Source organism: Methylobacterium thuringiense (assembly GCF_022179645.1).
GTDB lineage: Bacteria > Pseudomonadota > Alphaproteobacteria > Rhizobiales > Beijerinckiaceae > Methylobacterium > Methylobacterium thuringiense.
The window spans coordinates 1-19,156 of record NZ_BPRA01000032.1 but is presented as its reverse complement, the minus strand read 5'-3'; the positions used below and the strand labels follow the sequence as shown (position 1 = coordinate 19,156).

Here is a 19,156-nt window from a genome sequence, read left to right as displayed (position 1 = left end):
TTTGTCACCGCCCTACACAGTTTGATATGGACCGCTGTGCCGAGGTTGAGCGCCTCACCGCGGCGCTAACCGATCAAATTCTCGACGCGCAGATTATGAACCGGCCGATCTCCGAGGATCAGGTTCAGGCGCTCGCGAAAGCCGCCCGCCTGCTGCATGACAACGATATCCCATGGCCGCCAATGCTGACCCAGGTGCTCGACGAACTGGTGCAGGATGGAACTGAGCCAGAGCCAGAACAGGAGCCTTCGATCGATCCAATCGATGACTCGGCGTTGAAAGGACTGTCACGCTTCCTGGACGTCTTTAGAGCGTTTTCGGTTTGGGCTGAGTCGGCGGGGGAGGGTTCCCATGGGGATGGCCGGCTGATTCAGTGATCGCTCCGGAGAAAGAGCGCGACATGGGCCGACCCTATAGCCAGGATCTGCGCGAGCGGGTGGTTGAGGCTGCTGCGGCAAGCTCGCTCGACGAGGCAAGATCCTTGCTGTCGCGCTTCCATCTCGGGCACGGAACTCGGTACTGCGGCCGCGAACGTGCTTGAAAACGATCGGGCCAGATCTGGGAGTTGCTGAACTAAGAACGATAGTAATTGGTAATTGTGGCTCGGGTGTACGGCAGCATCCGCTCTGCAGCGGGTCCGTCGGCAGCGAACACCACATCCGGCGAGCTGCCCAACCAGCGGATTCTAAGCTTGCCGTCTGATAGTTAAGCTCAAACGAAGCACCTTGCGCACATCACTCGAGTGATGCACAACACGCCAGCCAACAAAATCGACGGCGGCCTAAATCGTTGATTTGATTGATACAATACCTTTGCATGCCCAATCCGTCCCTGGGCACCACAGTTTTCTGATACCCAGAACGTTAGAAGACTTAGTAGGCGAGATTGCCCCACTTTTCTGCATCGTCGGCAAAAAAGGGATCATGGCGGTTCCGATTCCCAGGTGTCTCCGTACTCGGCGACGCCCTGATACCGCCACCCACTTCACAGGCGCAGTAGAAGTCTTTGAATGTGCGGCCGGCCTCGACGACAACGGCTTCTGCGGCATGGGACCAAGGCTGCCTGATCAAACTCGCTCAGCCATCCAAAAATGCGAAACGGCCGACGGATCTATCGCTGCCGGAAGCCGGATCCGCCCTTCCAGATCCATATCGCTGCTGCGCGGATCATGAGGAGCGGCAGTAGGCCCCCTCAAACTACCGATGCCCGTTCCGCCGACCTGATGATACCGTTGATGCCCTACGTCGCGTGGCGAAAGCATCGCCGGGCTGGACAGGTGCGTCGACGCAGCGCCGAAGCGCGCGCCCCGGTATCCATCTTTCCACTATTGGCATTCCCGCCGGGCTACGACGTAGCCGGCGACCGAACGGTCCGGGAAAATCCGGCGTAGGCTCAGGCCGCGCGCGAGATCGGCCGTGCCGTCTCTTTGCCCGTGCGGGCATCGAGGAGAGCGCGGCTGAATTCGGCCGGGGTGTGGCTGCGGCCGCTGCTGTCGCGGATGAGGACGCCCTCCATGCCGGAGCTGACGAGGGTCAGGGCCTGCTCCAGCGCTGCAAGCATCGAGCCGCGCTGGAAGCTGACGTCGCGGGCGGTATGGCGCGCGGTAACGATGAAACTCACGAGGAACACCTTGAGCGACGAAATAGCGTGACGACCGGCTCTGCCGATCGGTGATCGATCATCCGATCCGTTCGGAAAGCGTTGTCGTCTCCACGTCGTCTGTGCAGTCGCTCGGCTATGCCGATCCATAGAAGGCATTTGGTTGACGAATCCTGAGCGGAACCGCGTTTTGTTGAGGCGAGAATCGGGCGAGCCGGTTTCTGTCATCGCGGGCAGGGGATGGCTGCAGCCGCCGTGCCCGGCACGGATGCCGATCGTGCGATCCTTGCGCGTCGCCACAATGTCAGTTTGCCTAAATATCCCGATTGAAGTTTCCTATTTTCCAGATTTAATTTCTTATATGACCCGAATACTTTTGCTACTCTTCCAGAGATCGATAACTTTGTTTCATTTTTGCAACTCATACGGTTGCTCTTATGCGAAACTCAATAGACGCCTGGAATAAAATACGACTGCATGCTTAAGCTTCAGGCAGCGAGCGACCTCCGTGCATACATTGCTGCCGGGCGTGACTCGAAATAATCAAGCAACGTCGGGGGAAGTGTCGTGAATCCTAACAGGTTTGCAGTATCTTTGCGCAGGTCTCTGCTGTTGAGCGTGCCCGTCTGGGCCGTCGCCGTCGCAGGGGCCCATGCCGCATGCGCGCCGGCCGTTCCCGCGAACGGCCAGACCGTGACCTGCACGGACGCCACGCCGACCGGCTTCGTCGCTCCTGCGGGCGTGACCGGGCTGACCGTGAACATCCAGACGGGCGCCACCGTCGGATCGCAGCAGACCAGCGCCGGAGCCAACCCGAGCTTCACCAACGTTCGGGTCAATGGCACGAGCACGGTCAACAATGCCGGCACGATCGCCAACACCACGCCGCTGAACCGCGACAACTTCGGTGTGAACCTGGCGGGCGACCTGTCGACGCTCAACAACACCGGCACGATCGCCCTGACGGCACCGGCCGGCAATACGACGACCCGCGTCTACGGCGCGTATTCGAGCGCGCCGGGCGGCGCGCAATACGCGAGCACGACGATGAACAACAGCGGCACGATCAGCGTGACCCAGAACGGCAACGGCATCGCCCGCGGCATCTATTCGGGCGAGAACACGACGCTGTTCACGATCAACAACACCGGGCTGCTCTCGGCGACGCGCGGCGCGACCGCGACGGCCAGCACCACCGTCGTCGCCGGCGTCGATTCCGACGACGACACCGACCGGCTCGTGGTCAACAACGCCGCGGCCGGGCGCATCACCGCCGCCGGCACCAACACCCGCGCGATCAGCGGCCGTGCCGCGCAATACGAGATCAACAACAGCGGCACGATCGGCAACACCACCGCCGGCGAGGCGGCGATCGCCACCTTCGCACTGAACGCGGGCAATGCCGGCGACGCGACCACGCTGCGCGCCTACAATACGGTGGTCACCAACACCGCAACCGGCGTCATCAACGGCGACTTGCGCAACTTCGATCAAGACCTGCAGGTGGGCGCCACAGTGGCCAACCTGCGCCGCTCCGGCACGGTGACCAATGCCGGCACCATCAACGGCAACCTGAGCTTCGGCAACGGCAACCAGACCATCACCAACACCGGCCGAATCTCGGGCAATATCTCGTTCCTCGACGTGGCAACCGCCGGCGCAATCGCCGGCACCGTCAACACGGTCAACCTCGGCACAGGGTCGAGCATCGGCGGCAACATCACCGCGCGCGGGCTCGGTACCAACAACCTCAACCTTTCCGGCACCGGCACGCTGAACAGCAACGTCACCGGTTTCACCAACATCACCCAAACCGCCGGTGCCTGGACGATCGGCAACAACGCCACGCAGACGATCTCCGGGAACCTCACCGTGGCAGGCGGCAACCTGACGCTCGGCGCCGGCACGACCCAGACCGTCGGCGGCCAGATCCAGGTGACGGGTTCCGGCGCTCAGCTCACCGTCAACAACACGATCGCGAACAAGACGGTGAACCTGTCGAATTCGAACACGACGCTGGTCAACAACGGCACCATCACGCAGTCCGATACGGCCGCGGCCACGACCGCCGGCCGCCTCCGCACCGTGATCAGCAGCGCCGCCGATCCGGCCGCCTACGCCAACGTCTCGGTCGTCAACAACGGCACCATCGCCATCACGGAGAACGGGGCCGCACGTGCCCAGGCCGTCTATGCGGGCGAGAACATCACCTCGATGAGCGTCGTCAACAGCGGTACGATCTCGGCGACGCGCAGCGCCACCGCGATCGCGACCGGCAGCGCCCAAGCCGTCTCGGCCGTGGATGCCGATGACGACACCCTCGCCTACACGGTTACCAACCGGGCCGGCGGCCAGATCCTCGCCGCGGGCGCGGGCGCCCGCGCCATTGCCGGCCAGGCGCAGAACTACACCATCGACAACGCGGGCACGATCACGTCGCCGGCGGGCGGCGTCGCCGTCGCCACCAACGGCCGCGGCGTCAGCACGCTCACCAACCGCGCAGGCGGCGTGATCACCGGTGACGTACGCATCACCGACGTCAACAACCAGACCGCCGCGAGCGTCGTGACCGCCGCCAACCGTCGTTCCGGGACGCTCACCAATGCCGGCACCATCAACGGCAGCCTGCTCTTCGGCAACGGCAACCAGACCGTCATCAATACCGGTCGCATCGGCGGCGGCCTGAACTTCCTCGATGTCGCAGCCGCCGGGGCCGCAGCTGGCACCGTGAACCGCCTCACCCTCAGCACCGGTTCGTCGATCGGCGGCAACATCACCGCGCAGGGCCTCGGCACCAACGCCCTCGTCCTGACCGGTACCGGCACGCTGACGAGCAACGTCGCCGGCTTCACGACCCTGTCCCAGGCGGACGGCTCCTGGACGCTGGCTTCCGGCTCGACGCAGAGCTTCTCGGGCGGTGCCACCGTGTCGGGCGGTCGTCTCGAGGTCGACTCGACGCTCAACGCCAACACCGCCGTCGGCGCGGCCGGCACGCTCGGCGGCGTCGGCCGCATCAACGGCAACCTCGGCAACGCCGGCATCGTCGCCCCCGGCACCGCGGCGTCGCCCTACGGCGTCCTGACGGTCGCGGGGAACTACGCGCAGTCGTCGACCGGAGCCCTCGCGGTCAACGTGAACCCGGCCGGCGCCTCCTCGAAGCTCCAGGTCACCGGTTTCGCCAACCTGTCCGGTGCCGTCGCGCTCAGCACCGCTCCGGGCACCTACACGGCCAACAGCCGCTACACGGTGCTGACCGCCAATTCCGGCGTGGCCGGCACCTTCACCTCGGCCACGGCCAGCAACCTGCCGTTCCTGCTGCGGCCGGTCGCCTCGACGGACGCCAACAACGCCTACGTTACGCTCGCCCAGCAGAGCTTCACCGGCGTGGCGCAGACCCAAAACCAGCGTAACGCCGCCACCGGCGTCGATGCGCTGCTCGCAGCCAACCCGGCGGCGCTGACCTTTCTCGACTACCAGAGCAACCAGGCGCTGGCGGGTATTCTCGACCGGGTCGCAGGCCAGGGCTACACCTCCGTCGCCGATCCGCAGCTCCGGGCCGGCCGCGCCTTCACCGACGCGGTGATGGGCCGGGCGTACTCCGCCCTCTTCGAGGCCGGCCCGACCGGCTTCACCCTGCCCCCGGCGGTCTACGCCGCCGACCTGCCGACCCGCGGGCCGGTGCCGGAGCCGCGCTTCATCGAGGCGACCCGCGGCTACGGAATCTGGGCCACGGGCTACGGCCAGGTCGGCACCGTGGACTCGACCGCCAACGCGGCCGGGCGCCACGAGACGATCGCGGGCTTTGCCGGCGGCATCGACTTCCATCCGGGCGCCGGCACCGTGCTCGGCATCTCGGCGGGCTACGGTTCGGTCGACGTGTCGGTGAACCGGACCGGTGAGCGGGCGCATACCGACAACGCCCAGGTCGCCGTCTACGGCGGCATCACGAACGGCCCGGCCTACGCCATCGCCACCGTGGGCTACGCCCACGCCGACGGCCGGCTCAACCGCTCGCTCGCCGGATTGCAGGTCCTGCAGCCGGGCGGAGCCAGCGGCTCCATCGGCGGCGACCAGTTCCTGTCCTCCGCCGAGGCCGGCTACCGCTACGCCTACACCCCGGGCCTGATCCTCACGCCGTTCGTCGGCGCCCAGGTCTCGACCTTCAGTCAGGACCGGGTGACCGAGGGAACCGGCGGCCTGTTCAACCTGAACGTCGCGGCCCAGGACTTCCTCTCGGCCCGCACGCTGGTCGGCGGCCGCCTGGAATCCACGGTGGATCTCGGCGGACGGGCGGTGACGCTGGCGATCCGGGCGGCCTACGTCCACGACTTCGCCGACATCGGCCGGACGATCCAGTCGAGCTTCGTCCTGGCTCCCACCGTGCCGTTCACGGTCGACGGCCGCCGTCTCAACCGCGACCGGGCGCTCGTCGGCGTCGGCATCGGCACGCAGCTGGCTCCCGGCTGGACCGGCTTCGTGAACTACGACGCCGAACTCGCCTCCAGCGACACGATCCAGGCAGGCCGGGCCGGCGTTCGATACGCCTTCTGAGACTCGTACCAGACGGCAAGGCGGCTTTCGTCCGCCGAACTCATCGGTATTGGTCCCTCGGGACCCATCGCCACGAAGCCCCCGGGTCGCTCGCCGATCCGGGGGCTTTTTCGTTGCGCTCGCGCTCAGGTGGACATCGAGGGGCCGGTCTCGCCGCCGTCCCGTTTCACCACTCGCCCCTAGGCGTGCGGCCGGCGACGGGCTAGACCCGTGCACCTTCATCCCGACGGTTCGCGGGGGCCCGCGGTTCCTGCGAGCCCCCGCCCCGAGAGCAGGACGACGCGATGGCGGACAAGGCGGTCCCTCATTTCCACAATCAGGCCGGCGTGGCGCGAGTCCGGGTCGGGGCACGCGAATTCATGTGCATCGGGGCGCTGCCGCCCTTCGACCACCCGCACGTCTTCCTCGACATGGGCGGGGGCGACGAGATCATCTGCCAGTACTGCTCGACGCTGTACGTGCACGATTCCAAGCTGAAGCCGGACGGGGCGGAGCCCGCCTCCTGCGTCTGGAACGACGACGCACCGCAAGCGAGAGCCGCGGCCGAGTGATACCGACGGACGTGACGTTCGACTCTTCCAGCGATCGGCCGTTCGGCAAGCGGCCGTTGAGCAAGCGCGACTGCGCGTCGCCGCTGATGCGGCGGATCGATCTCGAGACGTCGGTCTCGAGATCCGCCGACAGGAAGGCCCCGTCGTGAAGCCTCTCTCCATCGCCATCGTCGGGGCCGGCATCGGCGGTCTGACGGCTGCGCTGGCCCTGAGCGGGGCAGGGCACTCGGTCACCCTGATCGAACGCCGAACCGGCTTCTCGGAAGTGGGAGCGGGCCTGCAGATCTCGCCGAATGCCAGCCGGATCCTGATCGAACTCGGCCTCGGGCCGGCCCTGCGCCGCGCCGCCAACGAGCCGCCGGGGGTGGCGATCCGGGCGCTGGCCAGCGGGCGCAAGCTCGGCGGCATCGAGCTCGGCTCGGCGATCCGCGATCGGCACGGCGCGCCCTACTACGTCATCCACCGGGCCGACCTGCAGACGCTGCTGCTCGACGCCGTGCGCGGACGCCCCGGCATCCGTCTCGTCGTCGGCCGGGAGGTCGTCGCGGTCGCGGAGACGGACGATGGCGTCAGGCTGAGCCTGGAGAGCGTCGCCGGCGGGCGCAGCGACACGCTCGCGGCCGATCTCGCCATCGGGGCCGACGGAGTCCGCTCGACCCTGCGCGAGCGTTTCGACACGCGCCCGCTCCAGACGCATCGTCAGGCCGCCTGGCGGGCGACGATCCTGCGCGAGGCGGCTCCCCCCGAATTCCAGGGCGAGGAGACCGGCCTCTGGCTCGGGGGCGGCCGCCATGTCGTGCACTACCCGATCGGGGCGGGCCAGCGGCTCAACGTCGTCGCGATCGTGCCCGAGCGCGAGGGCGACGACGATTGGGGGCGGCTCGGCGACCCCGCCGTCCTGCGCGACCATTTTCGCGATGCGGCCGGGCCGCTCCTGGCCTTGCTCACCGTGCCGGACACCTGGATGGTCTGGTCCCTCGTCGACCGCCCGGCGGCGCGCCCGATGGCCTCGGGCCGGCTGGCGCTGCTCGGCGACGCCGCTCATCCCGTTCTGCCGTTCCTGGCGCAGGGCGCCGCCATGGCGATCGAGGATGCGGCCGTACTCACCCGCTGCCTGGGCGCTGCAGGAGAGGTGCCGGACGCGCTCGACGCCTATGGCAGGGAACGCTCGGCCCGGGTTCGCCGGGTCTGGAAGGCGGCGCAGTCCAATGGCCGCACCTACCATGCCGGCCCGCTCGTCGGCCTCGCTCGCAACGCGGTGCTCGGCCGCCTCGGCCCGGCCGGCATGAGCCGGCGTTACGCCTGGCTCTACGGGTGGACGCCCGACACAGCCTGACCGTTCGCCGCTTGATCTGGCGCTGCGCCGACGCTACCGCTCTCGATGCGCGGACGTGGCGGAACCGGTAGACGCACGAGACTTAAAATCTTGCGGCCGCAAGGCCGTGCGGGTTCGAGTCCCGCCGTCCGCACCAATCTCTTGAAATCGCGAACAGCGCCAGCAGGATCCTGGCACGCAGGTGTTTTTCGGCGCCCCTCGCGACAAATGGCCGTTCCGACGACGTCGTGAAGTCGTGCCCCGAATGGGGATTGGTTCGTCCGCAAGGGCATCCCGAGGGACATCCGATAACGTTAGCAATGGGTACGAGACACCGGTTGTGGAGGACACGGCCGAGGAACTGAAGCTGTTCCCGAGGTATGTGTTAGAGGGCGAGTGACCGAGCCAAATGGCGACGGGGCTTTAACCCTCCGCTTACCTCGAACCGCGACGTTGCCTACCCGAACCAACAGAGGGCAGGGCATGGCCGATAGCATCGACACGGTAGGCGTCGCGGGCGAGCGCATCCGTACCATCATCGAGCGCATCGAACGCGTCGAGGAGGAAATAAAGGACCTGATGGAAGGGAAAAAGGAGATCTTCGCCGAGGCCAAAAGTGAGGGCCTGGACGTGAAGGTGCTCAAGGAAATCCTCAAGCTGCGCAAGCAGGATAAGGATGAGCGCGACGAGCAGGAGACTCTACTAGAGGTCTATCTGCGTGCGATGGATGCGCCGGCCCCTGCACCAATGGCCGAGGCCGCTTAAAGGCTTTGCCGGGAGGGGCAGGCGAGCATTCAGTCGCCGCCCCTTTGCTCGCCCCTAGATGTTTGGTCCCGCGGTGTGGTGTGACGGGTCGAGCCTGAACCGCTCGGGCTGTTTCGTCCAGGCCTGACAGACGAACTCGTAGGGGGTGAGGCCGCGCAGGGTCTTGAGGCGACGGCCGTAGTTGTAGGCATCGACGAACAGCTGGAGGTGCTGGCGCAGCTCGTCGTGGCTCTCGTAGTGGTAGCGTTTGACCGTGGCGTCCTTGATGGTGCGGTTCATCCGCTCGACTTGACCGTTCGTCCATGGGCAGCGTGGTTTGGTCAGGCGGTGCTCGATCTTGGTCTGCTCGCACGCCCATTCGAACGAATGCCAGCGGTACAGGCGCGGCCCGTCCTGGGTCGCCCAGTAGGCGGCCGCCTTCGCTTCGGCCTCCTCGTCCACCGGCTTGTTGTCGGTGAACTGGATGCCGTTATCCGTCAGCACCGTGTGGATCGTGTAAGGCACCGCCGCGATCAGATCATGTAGAAAGGCCGCCGCGATCCGCTGTGTCGCCTTCTCGTGTAGTTGGACGAAGGCGAACTTGCTCGTGCGGTCGATAGCCACGAACAGGTGGAGCTTGCCTTGTTCGGTGCTGACCTGCGCGATGTCGATGTGGAAGTAGCCGATCGGGTAGGCCTTGAACTTCGAACGCTTCGGCTTGTCGCCCTCGACGTCCGGCAGACGGCTGATGCCGTGGCGCTGCAGGCAGCGATGCAGGGACGAGCGCGTCAGGTGCGGCAGGCTCGGCTGCAGCGCGTACAGGCAGTCGTCCAGCGGCAGTAGCGTATGCCGCCGGAAAGCGACGACAACCGCCTCGTCCTCGACGCTCAGCACGCTTGAGCGCGGCTCCTTCGGTCCCATGCGCGCGTCCGTGCTGGTCGGACGCGCGCGCCACTTCTGCACGGTGGTCGGACTGACCCCGTGCCGCCGGGCGGCGGCCCTCACGCTCTCTTGACGAGCTTGGATTGCCCGACGGACCGCCTCAGTCGTCGTGGCGCTTCCGTGGAGAACCTGTCCCATAGCGCGTCCCTCCATGCAGCGGCGATCGTACCACCACACCGCGGGACCAAACATCTAGCGACATCCTTCATCATCTCATCAGCCAACGGCCGTTCCAGATACCCGCGAAGGCGAACAACGGACGAACATCGTTCAGAGAGAACCAAACGGGCGTCTTCTTCGGCTTCGTGTCCGCGTAATCGCTGAAAGACGATACGGGCACGAGGCAGAGGCATCCTTCCAGGCAGGGGCGGTACTCGGCACAGCGCATCTCTCGATCCAGATCGGAACAAAAGAAGAACACGCTACGGCAAGGATGGTTCGGTCGATCGCGGAGGGCACCCTGTATTGTTCGTTCGGGCTGAGCCTGTTCACAGGCGAGATAGCTCCGCATCGGAAACAATCGCAGCCTGGTTCGTTGCAGTGCGATGAGCCGAGTCGAAATTCTCCAATCCTGCCAGCGCCTCGCAGTGCACTGGCGTCTTGCGGAACGCCATTGAAAACGGGACGGCAATGCCCAAGCGGCTCGGGCCTGTGCGGAACAGGCCGAGTGGTGTGAGCGTCGCGTAGAGCAGCTGAGCACCTAAAGGCAGGCCCCATCGCCTCGGGTAGCGCACGGAGTTTGTCCGCTCTCGCACGACTAAGCGACGCCTTGTTTTGCCGGAAAAATGTGTGCGGGCATCGACCTTACAGAACGCGCGAGTCCCCGCCGAGAAAACAGGATGAGGTGCTACGAGGCCATGCTGCAGCGAGCGAAGCCGTGAGACCCACGAGCCTGCCCTGGATCGTTCATCCGTGATGACAACGTCCGAATGAGACTGCCCGCCTTCGAGCAACATCGTCCTGTGTGATCGCGCGCGACCTGTCGGCCCAGCCCTACAGGTTGCCGCTTTCAATCAGGAAGGGCGGATAGCGGATGTCGGGCCGTCTATGATCAATGAGCCGCACCCGCGACCTCAGTCAGTCATCCAATCGATGTCCAGCGATTGCTCGAAGGCGGCAGCGGATGTTTCCTTGCCCTTCAAATCGACCACCGTGACGTCCCGGAAGCCACGCCGAGCCAGGTCCCACGTCCGTTCCATTGCCTGCTCGTCGGTGCCGCAAGCGAATGTCACGCTGCGACCGGTCGGATCGATGCCCTTCACCTGAAACACGGTCGTTATCTCACTCTTCGGTAGATTGCCTTTGCCATAGCCAATGAAAACGGGCGCGTCCCATGCCGCTATCGTTAACGGTTACCGACGCAAGGTCCACGCGAACTCGCGGAGGCTCGGAAGATGATTCGGCTTATGCTGAGAGCGGTAGGGCTCGCGACGATCCGTGGAGGCACCGGAGACCGGGGCACCACACTGACGCCCGAGGAACAGCTCAGACGGTTTGCCGAGGTCTGCGAACGGCTTTCTGCAACCGATAAACACGCAACGGATTGCAGCGACGATGAGCAGTCGCTCTCATAGGCATGCTTCGGCGCATCGAACGGCCCTCGCCGCCCGCTAGAAAGCCCTTCGATAGCGCTCGGAGAACGCCAACGTTTTTAACGGACTGGGGCGGTACACGCGGTCTCCCGCAGTCCGCACCAACATCGACGATCCCGAAGCGAGTGCCTGCGGCTACCAGCAGGAGCGCGGGAGGCGGCGTTTCCAGCGCTCGCCGAGACGCAGATTCTGGCTCTCGGGCCGGTCCCGGCGCGGGGCGGCCACGGGTGCCGGCGCGCGTGGCGCGACACTGGGCCCGGCGAGAACGGGAGCAGGCTCCGGCGTACGGATGACGGGGGCCGGCGGCTCGACGGGCAGCGGAACCTTTCGCGGCCGTCCCCTCGGGCGCGGAGCACCCTCGATCATACCCTGCGGCGTGACGCGCTGGACTCGAGGGAGCGGCGGCTCCGGAGCGACGTCTGGCTCGGGCTCCGGAGGCGGAGCTTCCCAGGCGATCAGATTCGGCAGGATGCGCCGGGGCTCGGCATCGGCCGGAGCCGACGGAACAGATGCGAACGCGGCCTCGGACGGCACGGCCCATGGATCGAGCGCCACGGGCTTGCGGGCCGCGGCTTGCGGCACCCGCGGCGCTTTGGCGGGAATGGAGACGAAGCCTTGATGGCCGCTCGACTTGGCTGCGACGGTGAACGACCGCCGCTCGCGATTGCGAGTCATGCTTTCCCTAATGTCTTTGAGATTGGCCGGCGCGTGATGACGCACCGAACAGTCACATGGCTAATCGGCGACAGTTTGTCGAGTAACGGTTGCGATTGCGTTTCCACTTTCGATCCGGCTGCGCCCAAACGAACCTTCATGCGGTCGTAAAACGGCGCTCACGTTCAACACTTCGGAACGCCGCGCAGGGCCGTGCAACCGTACATGCCCTCGCCGGCCGACGGTCGAGACGCCGCCTCGTCCTCCATGGCCTCCGTGCCTCGTCCAGACAAGGTCGCCCACGTCCTGTGTCGCCCGCGAGCGACCGATGGCATCCGCGGCAAGGCACAGGGTCGAAACATCGACAGCCTCATCGGATCCGCTGTCCCGCGGGCATGGAATGGGCGGGTGGAGCGCGTGCAAGGAGCCCGATCCCAGTGCTCGGCGACGACGCAGCAGGGTTACGGAGGCCGAGGCCATGGCCGGCTCGGCACCGATCGAAGAACCGCCTGCGTTATCGCTCTCGGTAGCAGGGCAGGATTGCGCAGAGCCGCAATCGCCCGAAGCTTACTCGACGCATTTTTCGGAATATTTTCAATCAACTTGTAATAATATAATTTATAAATTCATTTTTATATTTAATTACGACTCAAGAACGTGTCAAAATTATCTAACAGATAACTGTACTAGACTAAAAACTCAATCAAATGCTAAAATGGTGCGAAGGCAAAGCATCAGGCTTGCGATGGGGCGGACCGGTAGGTCGGGACATGACACTGCCGATCGCAAGGGCGATCCGAAGGCGCGGGATTGAAAATTCGACGGGCGCCGCTTTACTTATCGAGATCTTCAGACAGCGCGATGACGAACCGGCGCAACTGTGTTTTACTCGCGCTCTCGGGAAGACGGTCGAAGGCCTGAGCCAGGGTGACCGCCGCCCGCGACAACGAGGGCAGCCCCGATGCATCGTCCGGCGAGCCGAGCAGTTCGGAATGGCTGATCCCGAGCAGCTTGGCGATCTCGACGATCTTGCCGGCCGAGATGCGGTTGAGCCCCTTCTCGTATTTCTGGACCTGCTGGAAGGTCACGCCGATCGCATTCGCAAGGGTGGTCTGCGAGATGCCCGCGATCTTCCGGGCCGCGGTGATCCGTTCGCCGATCGCGCGGTCGGTATCGGTCACTTCCTTCATGCGTCCGGCGTCCCAGGCTGCTGCTCCCGCATAGTCCTATCGGCTTTTCACATTCCCGTGAGCAATCCTTTTTTCGTTTTCCGGAGCGCGTGTCCTCGGGTGGCGGCGGCCAACGACTGAAAAAGGACAATCAAGCCCCTGGGATCGGACCGCCACGCAGGCATTCGCATGATCCGATCAGGATTCCGTCTCCGCCATGACGTCGGCAACGCCGGCCATGTGGCCCGAGCCAGATGGGGCCGGGCAGGGGCATCCCTCCCGGCGGGGCGGAGACGCAGGCAGCGCCGGCATGGCGCGGAATTCGGGCGATTCACCGGGTTCCGGCGCAGCAGGCGTGAGACGACCGGTGACGTCGGAGCACCGCACCCGTCACCGGTGGGACACGGCCGCGCAAGGCCGGGCCCGGCGACGGAATCCACAGTCGAAACGACCGCGCCATCGACGGAAGACCGGCGGCGGCCAGCATGCAGCCCGAAGCCTGCGCTCCCAAGAATCCCGGGACCGAGAGCGAATATGGCCACGCTTGGGCTGGCCTCCCGTTCAGAAACGGTTAAGCTTCAGCCCAACGGTCGCGAAGCGGCCAGGGGGTTCGCGTCATGGCTTCGATCAAGATCCGAGTGGCCGACGACGGCACCTGCATGATCCTCCGCAACGGCGACACCGTCTCCTCGGGACTGACCCGGCCGCAGGCGGAGCGCCTTGCGGCCGTACTCCGATGGATCGAGCCGGCTTAGCGGCCCTCACAAAACTCCCGCTGCGCTGCCGCAGCCGAAGGAACGGCCCCCGGTAATCGCAAGTTCTGCGGCACGCCCTTGCGAGCCCGTCCCGATCCGGACGAGTCGGCCCCAGACTGCCCCGTCGCGCGGTTTCTCGACGATTTTGAAAAGTCGCCGGCGATCTCCAAGAGACCGAGAACTGTTCCGGCAGGTCCACGCTTGGCCGCGGCGTTGATTCCGCTGTGGTTTTCGCTCTCGGCGGGATAGCGTCAAGCCGGCATGCGGCAACAAAAAGCCCGCCGCGGCGGATGCCGGGCGGGCCTTTTCGAGCACTCGGTTTCAGGCAGCCATTGCTGCAACTTCGCGCTCTGCCTCGGCCTTCTGCACGGCTACCCAGCGAGGCAGGGCCTTTCCGGCCAGTTCGATACGCAGGAACACCGTGCCGCGGCGGCCTTCGAGCAACGCGGCCGGAAGCCGCGCCCGTCCCGCCGTCCAACGGTGACCGGTTTCCTCGAACGGATGGAAGCCGTCCGACAACCGGGCATCGTCGAGTGCGATCGAGCTCTTTGCACCCTCGGCGTCGTCGATAGCGATGCTATCCAGGCAGATTCCAAGACGGCGAGAATCCGCATTCAACCCGATCTCGCGCGGGGCGCTGGTTTGGGTAACGATCCAAATGTCCGCAGCCGAGGCCGGCACCGGAAAGCGAGCGACCAAACCATGCTTGTCGGCCTCGACCCGCTTGCCGTCCACCATCAGGTGCAGATCCGCCCACGGCTCATCGACGAGCCGCCAGCCGAGCCGCTCGGCGCGGGCTTGAAGTTGGGCACGCACGACCGCGACGAAAGCCCCCTCAGCATGGAACGGCCTGCAATAGTCGGCACGCGTGCGTGAGGCCAATTGGCCATCGGGCCTGCTGTACAGGTTGATGACGTCGCCCTCGACGAAGAAGCCGCGGTTGCCCATGTCGAGATAGCTCTCGGCGTACTGGCCCTCGGCGATCAGGAGGTCATGGCTGTCGAGTTCGACGTGCCAGTAGGTGACGGCCTCGACGTCTTCCTGCGTAATGGTCGTACCGTTCAAAAGCGCGACAGCCGGAACGAGGATCTCACCCATCACATCAAAGCAGAGATTGTGGGCGGGGGAGACGAGGAGGTCGCGCGAGGGGCGGTTTTCGCCGAGTGCGCCGGCAGAAATGCGGATCGGCAACGCATCGGCAGGGCTGCTGAGCTTGTGGCACTCTATCGTGCGATGACCGAGCCAACGGATCGGACGACGTTCACCCGAGGATGTAACGACCTCGTCGCCAACGCGCAGATCTTCGATCGCGACTTCGCCGACAGCCGTGAGAATTCGTGTGCCCGAGACGAAACAAACGGGCTGATATTGCGTAGGCCCATTGGGTTCGGCCGTGAATGAAACTCTCTGCCGAGGCGTCAGGGATGTGTTGGAAAGAACGTACCGATTGGAATCATCGGTAGGATTCGCGCTATCCGAAAGCTGGATCATACCAGCGCTATCGAACTGTGTCGCATACAAGGTATTGACGTTGCCAGTTGCAACACCACCCGGCAGGGATCCTGTAACTGTAACAGGATCACCAGCCCGAGCGATCGTGCCGCTCACGGTGATGTTGCCCGTCGAGACGGCATCTATCCCGAAAGTTGCTCCTGGTGCGCCGTCATCCTGACCGACAAATCCGGCCCCATAAGCGGTATTATTAAAAGTTACGGCCACTGATTTATTCCTCCTAATTTGCCGGGAACACCGCTGCGCTTGCGCTTTGATTTATCTACGCAGGTCTTTGCATGACCTTTTTGCATAGCGTGTCATTAATAAGAGATAAAACAGCAAAATCTATCGCTAGGCAAGTATTGCCTGAGTACGGTTTTTGCAATTCCATGTCAGGTTGCTTTTATGCAACTCTTCGTAACCGATAGATCGAGGTGGGCTAAAGTGGAAATCTGAAGCGTTACTTAATGGCATTAAATTATGCCGTTTTATCCTGCTTTCGATCGGGTAATTTAGGCATTTGACCAGAGCTTCGGGTGCTGGCGGCAGTCCGGACGGGCTGCCGCGATCCGTCGACGAAGCGGGGATCCGACAGTCGCCTGCATTGACTTTCGCAGACCGCTTCGGCTCGGAGGCTTCTCGCACCATAGCTGGCTGAGGCCGCTCCACTTCGAGGACAGTTGCCTTTGCGCGCCGACCGCCATGATCCGGCGCCAGGTCCATGCGACCATCGGCATCCAGGACCCGCGCCTGACGAAGGATCAGGATCGCGACATGGGGAACCGTATGCCGGTCGCGAGCACGCCGTTCATGCACACGACAAAGAACTAACGGCTTTCCGCATCCGCGCCGACAAAGCCAACGGAAGGACGCGACGGCCGGACACGCATCTCCGCTCGGCCTTCGAGATGACGAAACCGTAGCGGAACGTCGCCGGGCTCGACGCCACCACCTTCGACGAGGTGTGCGACCTCCTGAGCAACCGCGAACGGCCGTTCCTCTCCACACGCCTCCTGGCGGAGCTTGCCGATGCCAGAAGGCGCTCGTCGAACGGCGGGGAAACCTGACGGCTCTGTACAGCAAAAAGCCCCGGCCGAGGCCAGGGCTGCAATCGCTTACGTCATCGATACGAGTGGTAGCGAGGGAGAGATTTGAACTCCCGACACAAGGATTATGATTCCTCTGCTCTAACCAACTGAGCTACCCCGCCACGCGCCGCGCCCGGCAATCCCATCGGAACGGGGTCGTCGGTCGGACAGGGGCGATATAGGGAATGCGGCTCGGCGGTGTCAACGGATGCCGAGCCACTCCGCCGTGTCTTCTCGGCGCATGGGCGCCGAGGAGCCGGCCGACGCGTTGCCACGGGTGTGGATGGGAGCGCGCGAGGGCCTTCATGCAGACGCTGCTGCTCACGCATCCGGCCTTCGCCCGGCACGATACCGGCTCCGCTCATCCCGAGCGGCCGGCGCGGATGGAGGCGATCGACCGGGCGCTGGCCGTGCCCGCCTTCGCCGGCCTGCGGCGGGAGGAAGCGCCGTTGCGCGAGGACGTCGAGGCACAGATCCTGCTCGCGCACAAACCCGCCTATCGCGATCGGCTCCGGGCGCTCGCCACCGATCCGGCGGCGCTTCCGACGCATCTGAATCCGGATACCGTGATGTCGGCCGGCACCTGGGAGGCGGCGCTTCGGGGCGTCGGCGCGGGGCTGCGCGCCGTCGATGCCGTGCTCGATCCGGACTCGGGCCTGCGCAACGCCTTCTGCCAGGTGCGGCCGTGCGGGCACCATGCCGAGCCCGACCGCGCCATGGGGTTCTGCCTGTTCTCGAACGTGGCCATCGCGGCCTTGTACGCGCGCAGGCGCCACGGGCTGGAGCGCGTCGCAGTGGTCGACGTCGACGTGCACCATGGCAACGGCACGCAGCGCATTTTCTGGAGCGACAAGAACCTCTTCTACGGCTCGACCCACCAGATGCCGTGGTTTCCCGGCACCGGGGCCGTCTCGGAGCGTGGCGTGGGCAACATCCACAACGCGCCGCTGAAGGCGGGCGACGGCAGCGATGCGTTTCGCGAGGCGCTCGGCGAAAGGATCGTGCCGGCGCTGCACGATTTCCGGCCGGACCTGATCCTGGTCTCGGCCGGGTTCGACGCCCATGCCGACGATCCCCTCGGGCGGCTGCGCCTGCAGGCGGCGGACTTCGCCTGGGCGACGAACCTGATCAATGCGGTCGCGGATCGGCATTGCGGCGGCCGCGTCGTCTCGATGCTGGAGGGCGGCTACAAGCTCGACACGCTTGCAGCCTGCGCGGCCGTCCATGTGACCGGTCTGATGGATGGCGCGAAGTAGGACCGGCTCACAACCCCTGCGCCTTCGCCCCCACGCAGGCGCCGAAGCGGCCCTGAAAGCGCTCCGACGCCAGCACGCAGCGGGCGACGGCGAAGGTCGGCACGCGCCGTGGCAAATCTCCGGCGGGTCGGGCTCAGCTGCCATGGCGTCCCTCGGCGTCGAGGATCCATGTCCGATCCGCGAACGCGACGTAGATGCGCTCCTGGCCCAGCGCCGCGCCGAGCTCGGTCGCGAGTTCGTTGAGCATGCCGACGAGGGCGGCATCCGGCAGGTGGCCGAGATAGGCGTGCACGGCCTCGCCGGTGAACAGCGCCACAGGCTCGCGGTCCGAGCCGACGCTGCCGTCGGGGCGCATCCAGGCATAGGTGACCTCGGCGCGGCCGAACATGCCGGAGAGGGCGGGCAGGCCTGCCGACACGCGGCGGCGCATCCAGGCCCGCGCCGTGCGCACCGCCTCCGAGACGTCGTAGACGCGGCCCTCCTCGTCCCACCCCTCGCGCAATCCGACGGCGATGCGGAAGTCGCGGCGCGGCCCCTCCGACCCCGGCACGACGACGAAGTCTTCCGCCTTCGGCGGGGCGCGCCGGTCGACCGGGTCGGGCATCGTCTGCGTTCCTTGCACGGGCTGGACGGCGGCAGGTCAAGCCCAGGCGGCCCGGTGGCGAAACGGAAGGTCGTCCGCCGCCGTCCAGGCCAGCGAAACCGGGGCCCCGCCCATCGCCCGCGAGAGCAGGGCCGCCTCGACGGCGTAGGCAGGGTTCGAGACGTCCTGCCCGCAGGCCGACGGGGTCGGGTGAAGCGCGACGGCGTCGGGCGCCAGGCCGAGCAGCGCGGAGAGCTCTTGCCGAAGACGTCGCGGGTCGCGCGTGCGGGTCCAGACGGCGCAACGGTCGCGACCAGCCCGGACCGTAGCGGATGGCGGCTCCATCAGCGGCTCGGCCGTCTCGGGCACGAAAAACGATTGCGCCGGTTCGCCGCCGATCTCCGCCGTCTCCTCCCAGACCGGCCGCAGCGCGTCGCGGGCGCGGAGCGCCGCCCAGGTGTCGCGGGCGAGCACCGCCACGCCGCCGAGCCGGACGATGCCGCCCGCGAACGTGGGCTCCAGCCGGATCACGCCGACGACGCGATCCATGCGCCGGGTCGCAGCATCGTCGAAACCGGCAAGCCGCCAGCCGGGCAGGGGCGGGCGGGCGACGACGGCTTGGAGCAGGCCGGGCAGGCGGATGTCGGTGGCGAAAGTGGCCTCTTTCGAGGCCGGCAGCCCGTCCGACGGCGAAGCCGCGCCGGCCGGAAACGGGAAAGCGCCCATCGCCAGCGCGGCTGCGCCGCCGCCGAGAACGGTGCGTCGCGCCATGCTTCGATCGCCTCTGGCCATCGGGATCCGCCGCGTGCGTCAGGGGTGGCGATCCTCGCGCAGCGCAGGCCCCGATACCACCCCCTTACGGT

17 protein-coding genes, 2 tRNA genes and 2 pseudogenes are annotated in these 19,156 nt (G+C 65.7%); 10 read left to right on the top strand and 11 right to left on the bottom strand.

What is annotated here, in order from left to right; genetic code table 11:
* Both MFF07_RS21970 and MFF07_RS22765 read left to right on the top strand, forming a co-directional pair.
* Nucleotides 1-377: hypothetical protein (locus MFF07_RS21970; protein ID WP_306424657.1), on the top strand; the 377-nt coding region annotated here is incomplete at its 5' end.
* 23 nt (nucleotides 378-400) lie between these two features.
* Nucleotides 401-514 (top strand): annotated as a pseudogene (locus MFF07_RS22765) (IS630 family transposase); the annotation flags it as partial.
* Nucleotides 515-1,392: 878 nt separating this feature from the next.
* On the opposite strand, the gene MFF07_RS21965 reads toward MFF07_RS22765, so the two are convergent.
* Nucleotides 1,393-1,899, bottom strand: a complete 507-nt coding sequence (locus MFF07_RS21965) for a hypothetical protein (RefSeq protein WP_238232912.1) — start codon at nucleotides 1,897-1,899, stop codon at nucleotides 1,393-1,395.
* Nucleotides 1,900-2,217: 318 nt separating this feature from the next.
* Here MFF07_RS21965 and MFF07_RS21960 point away from each other — a divergent pair, with 318 nt between their 5' ends.
* From MFF07_RS21960 to MFF07_RS21940, 5 genes are all read left to right on the top strand, one after another.
* Nucleotides 2,218-6,150: an autotransporter domain-containing protein gene (locus tag MFF07_RS21960; protein WP_238232914.1), complete on the top strand. Its 3,933-nt coding sequence runs from the start codon at nucleotides 2,218-2,220 to the stop codon at nucleotides 6,148-6,150.
* A 284-nt stretch (nucleotides 6,151-6,434) separates the two neighbouring features.
* On the top strand, nucleotides 6,435-6,701 hold the full coding sequence (locus MFF07_RS21955) for a zinc-finger domain-containing protein (RefSeq protein WP_238232911.1): 267 nt from the start codon (nucleotides 6,435-6,437) through the stop codon (nucleotides 6,699-6,701).
* A gap of 145 nt (nucleotides 6,702-6,846) precedes the next feature.
* Nucleotides 6,847-8,037, top strand: a complete 1,191-nt coding sequence (locus MFF07_RS21950) for an FAD-dependent oxidoreductase (protein ID WP_238232910.1) — start codon at nucleotides 6,847-6,849, stop codon at nucleotides 8,035-8,037.
* 49 nt (nucleotides 8,038-8,086) lie between these two features.
* A tRNA-Leu gene (locus MFF07_RS21945) sits at nucleotides 8,087-8,173 on the top strand.
* A 326-nt stretch (nucleotides 8,174-8,499) separates the two neighbouring features.
* Entirely contained in the window at nucleotides 8,500-8,781 is a 282-nt protein-coding gene (locus MFF07_RS21940) for a DUF2312 domain-containing protein (RefSeq protein ID WP_147816991.1), read from the top strand.
* Between the two features lie 54 nt (nucleotides 8,782-8,835).
* Here the strand turns inward: MFF07_RS21940 and MFF07_RS21935 are convergent, their stop codons facing one another.
* From MFF07_RS21935 to MFF07_RS21910, 6 genes and pseudogenes are all read right to left on the bottom strand, one after another.
* Nucleotides 8,836-9,840 (bottom strand): IS481 family transposase, encoded by a 1,005-nt coding sequence (locus MFF07_RS21935; RefSeq protein ID WP_238232913.1) that lies wholly within the window; start codon nucleotides 9,838-9,840, stop codon nucleotides 8,836-8,838.
* Nucleotides 9,841-9,934: 94 nt separating this feature from the next.
* Nucleotides 9,935-10,051: pseudogene (locus MFF07_RS21930) on the bottom strand (SOS response-associated peptidase); the annotation flags it as partial.
* A 139-nt stretch (nucleotides 10,052-10,190) separates the two neighbouring features.
* Nucleotides 10,191-10,436, bottom strand: a complete 246-nt coding sequence (locus MFF07_RS21925) for a hypothetical protein (protein WP_238232916.1) — start codon at nucleotides 10,434-10,436, stop codon at nucleotides 10,191-10,193.
* A 339-nt stretch (nucleotides 10,437-10,775) separates the two neighbouring features.
* Nucleotides 10,776-10,973 carry a hypothetical protein gene (locus MFF07_RS21920; protein ID WP_147816992.1) on the bottom strand — a complete coding sequence of 66 codons (198 nt, stop codon included), beginning with the start codon at nucleotides 10,971-10,973 and terminating at the stop codon, nucleotides 10,776-10,778.
* 456 nt (nucleotides 10,974-11,429) lie between these two features.
* Nucleotides 11,430-11,969, bottom strand: coding sequence for a DNA-binding protein (locus MFF07_RS21915; protein WP_238232909.1), 540 nt, complete (start codon nucleotides 11,967-11,969; stop codon nucleotides 11,430-11,432).
* Nucleotides 11,970-12,781: 812 nt separating this feature from the next.
* The gene (locus MFF07_RS21910) at nucleotides 12,782-13,138 is read right to left on the bottom strand and encodes a helix-turn-helix domain-containing protein (protein ID WP_238232908.1); all 357 of its coding nucleotides are present in this window, start codon (nucleotides 13,136-13,138) and stop codon (nucleotides 12,782-12,784) included.
* Between the two features lie 596 nt (nucleotides 13,139-13,734).
* Here MFF07_RS21910 and MFF07_RS21905 point away from each other — a divergent pair.
* Complete coding sequence (locus MFF07_RS21905) at nucleotides 13,735-13,872, top strand: hypothetical protein (protein WP_187272506.1); 138 nt, start codon at nucleotides 13,735-13,737, stop codon at nucleotides 13,870-13,872.
* A gap of 321 nt (nucleotides 13,873-14,193) precedes the next feature.
* Here the strand turns inward: MFF07_RS21905 and MFF07_RS21900 are convergent, their stop codons facing one another.
* A complete protein-coding gene (locus MFF07_RS21900) occupies nucleotides 14,194-15,591 on the bottom strand; it encodes a Hint domain-containing protein (RefSeq protein WP_238232907.1) in 1,398 nt (465 codons plus the stop codon).
* Between the two features lie 477 nt (nucleotides 15,592-16,068).
* On the opposite strand from MFF07_RS21900, the gene MFF07_RS22595 reads away from it, so the two are divergent.
* A complete protein-coding gene (locus MFF07_RS22595; protein ID WP_283206838.1) occupies nucleotides 16,069-16,197 on the top strand; it encodes a hypothetical protein in 129 nt (42 codons plus the stop codon).
* A gap of 302 nt (nucleotides 16,198-16,499) precedes the next feature.
* Here the strand turns inward: MFF07_RS22595 and MFF07_RS21895 are convergent.
* A tRNA-Met gene (locus MFF07_RS21895) sits at nucleotides 16,500-16,576 on the bottom strand.
* A 183-nt stretch (nucleotides 16,577-16,759) separates the two neighbouring features.
* On the opposite strand from MFF07_RS21895, the gene MFF07_RS21890 reads away from it, so the two are divergent.
* Nucleotides 16,760-17,710 carry a histone deacetylase family protein gene (locus tag MFF07_RS21890; protein WP_147817000.1) on the top strand — a complete coding sequence of 317 codons (951 nt, stop codon included), beginning with the start codon at nucleotides 16,760-16,762 and terminating at the stop codon, nucleotides 17,708-17,710.
* Between the two features lie 133 nt (nucleotides 17,711-17,843).
* Here MFF07_RS21890 and MFF07_RS21885 read toward each other — a convergent pair whose 3' ends face one another.
* Both MFF07_RS21885 and MFF07_RS21880 read right to left on the bottom strand, forming a co-directional pair.
* The gene (locus MFF07_RS21885) at nucleotides 17,844-18,314 is read right to left on the bottom strand and encodes a hypothetical protein (protein WP_238232906.1); all 471 of its coding nucleotides are present in this window, start codon (nucleotides 18,312-18,314) and stop codon (nucleotides 17,844-17,846) included.
* A gap of 36 nt (nucleotides 18,315-18,350) precedes the next feature.
* On the bottom strand, nucleotides 18,351-19,064 hold the full coding sequence (locus MFF07_RS21880) for a xanthine dehydrogenase family protein molybdopterin-binding subunit (protein ID WP_238232905.1): 714 nt from the start codon (nucleotides 19,062-19,064) through the stop codon (nucleotides 18,351-18,353).
* Nucleotides 19,065-19,156: the final 92 nt, after the last annotated feature.

Coding starts and splice junctions, on each gene's coding strand:
- MFF07_RS21935 (WP_238232913.1), bottom strand. CDS start 9,840: ATGGGACAGGTTCTCCACGGAAGCGCCACGACGACTGAGGCGGTCCGT.
- MFF07_RS21955 (WP_238232911.1), top strand. CDS start 6,435: ATGGCGGACAAGGCGGTCCCTCATTTCCACAATCAGGCCGGCGTGGCG.
- MFF07_RS21910 (WP_238232908.1), bottom strand. CDS start 13,138: ATGAAGGAAGTGACCGATACCGACCGCGCGATCGGCGAACGGATCACC.
- MFF07_RS21885 (WP_238232906.1), bottom strand. CDS start 18,314: ATGCCCGACCCGGTCGACCGGCGCGCCCCGCCGAAGGCGGAAGACTTC.
- MFF07_RS21915 (WP_238232909.1), bottom strand. CDS start 11,969: ATGACTCGCAATCGCGAGCGGCGGTCGTTCACCGTCGCAGCCAAGTCG.
- MFF07_RS21905 (WP_187272506.1), top strand. CDS start 13,735: ATGGCTTCGATCAAGATCCGAGTGGCCGACGACGGCACCTGCATGATC.
- MFF07_RS21880 (WP_238232905.1), bottom strand. CDS start 19,064: ATGGCGCGACGCACCGTTCTCGGCGGCGGCGCAGCCGCGCTGGCGATG.
- MFF07_RS21940 (WP_147816991.1), top strand. CDS start 8,500: ATGGCCGATAGCATCGACACGGTAGGCGTCGCGGGCGAGCGCATCCGT.
- MFF07_RS21890 (WP_147817000.1), top strand. CDS start 16,760: ATGCAGACGCTGCTGCTCACGCATCCGGCCTTCGCCCGGCACGATACC.
- MFF07_RS22595 (WP_283206838.1), top strand. CDS start 16,069: ATGATCCGGCGCCAGGTCCATGCGACCATCGGCATCCAGGACCCGCGC.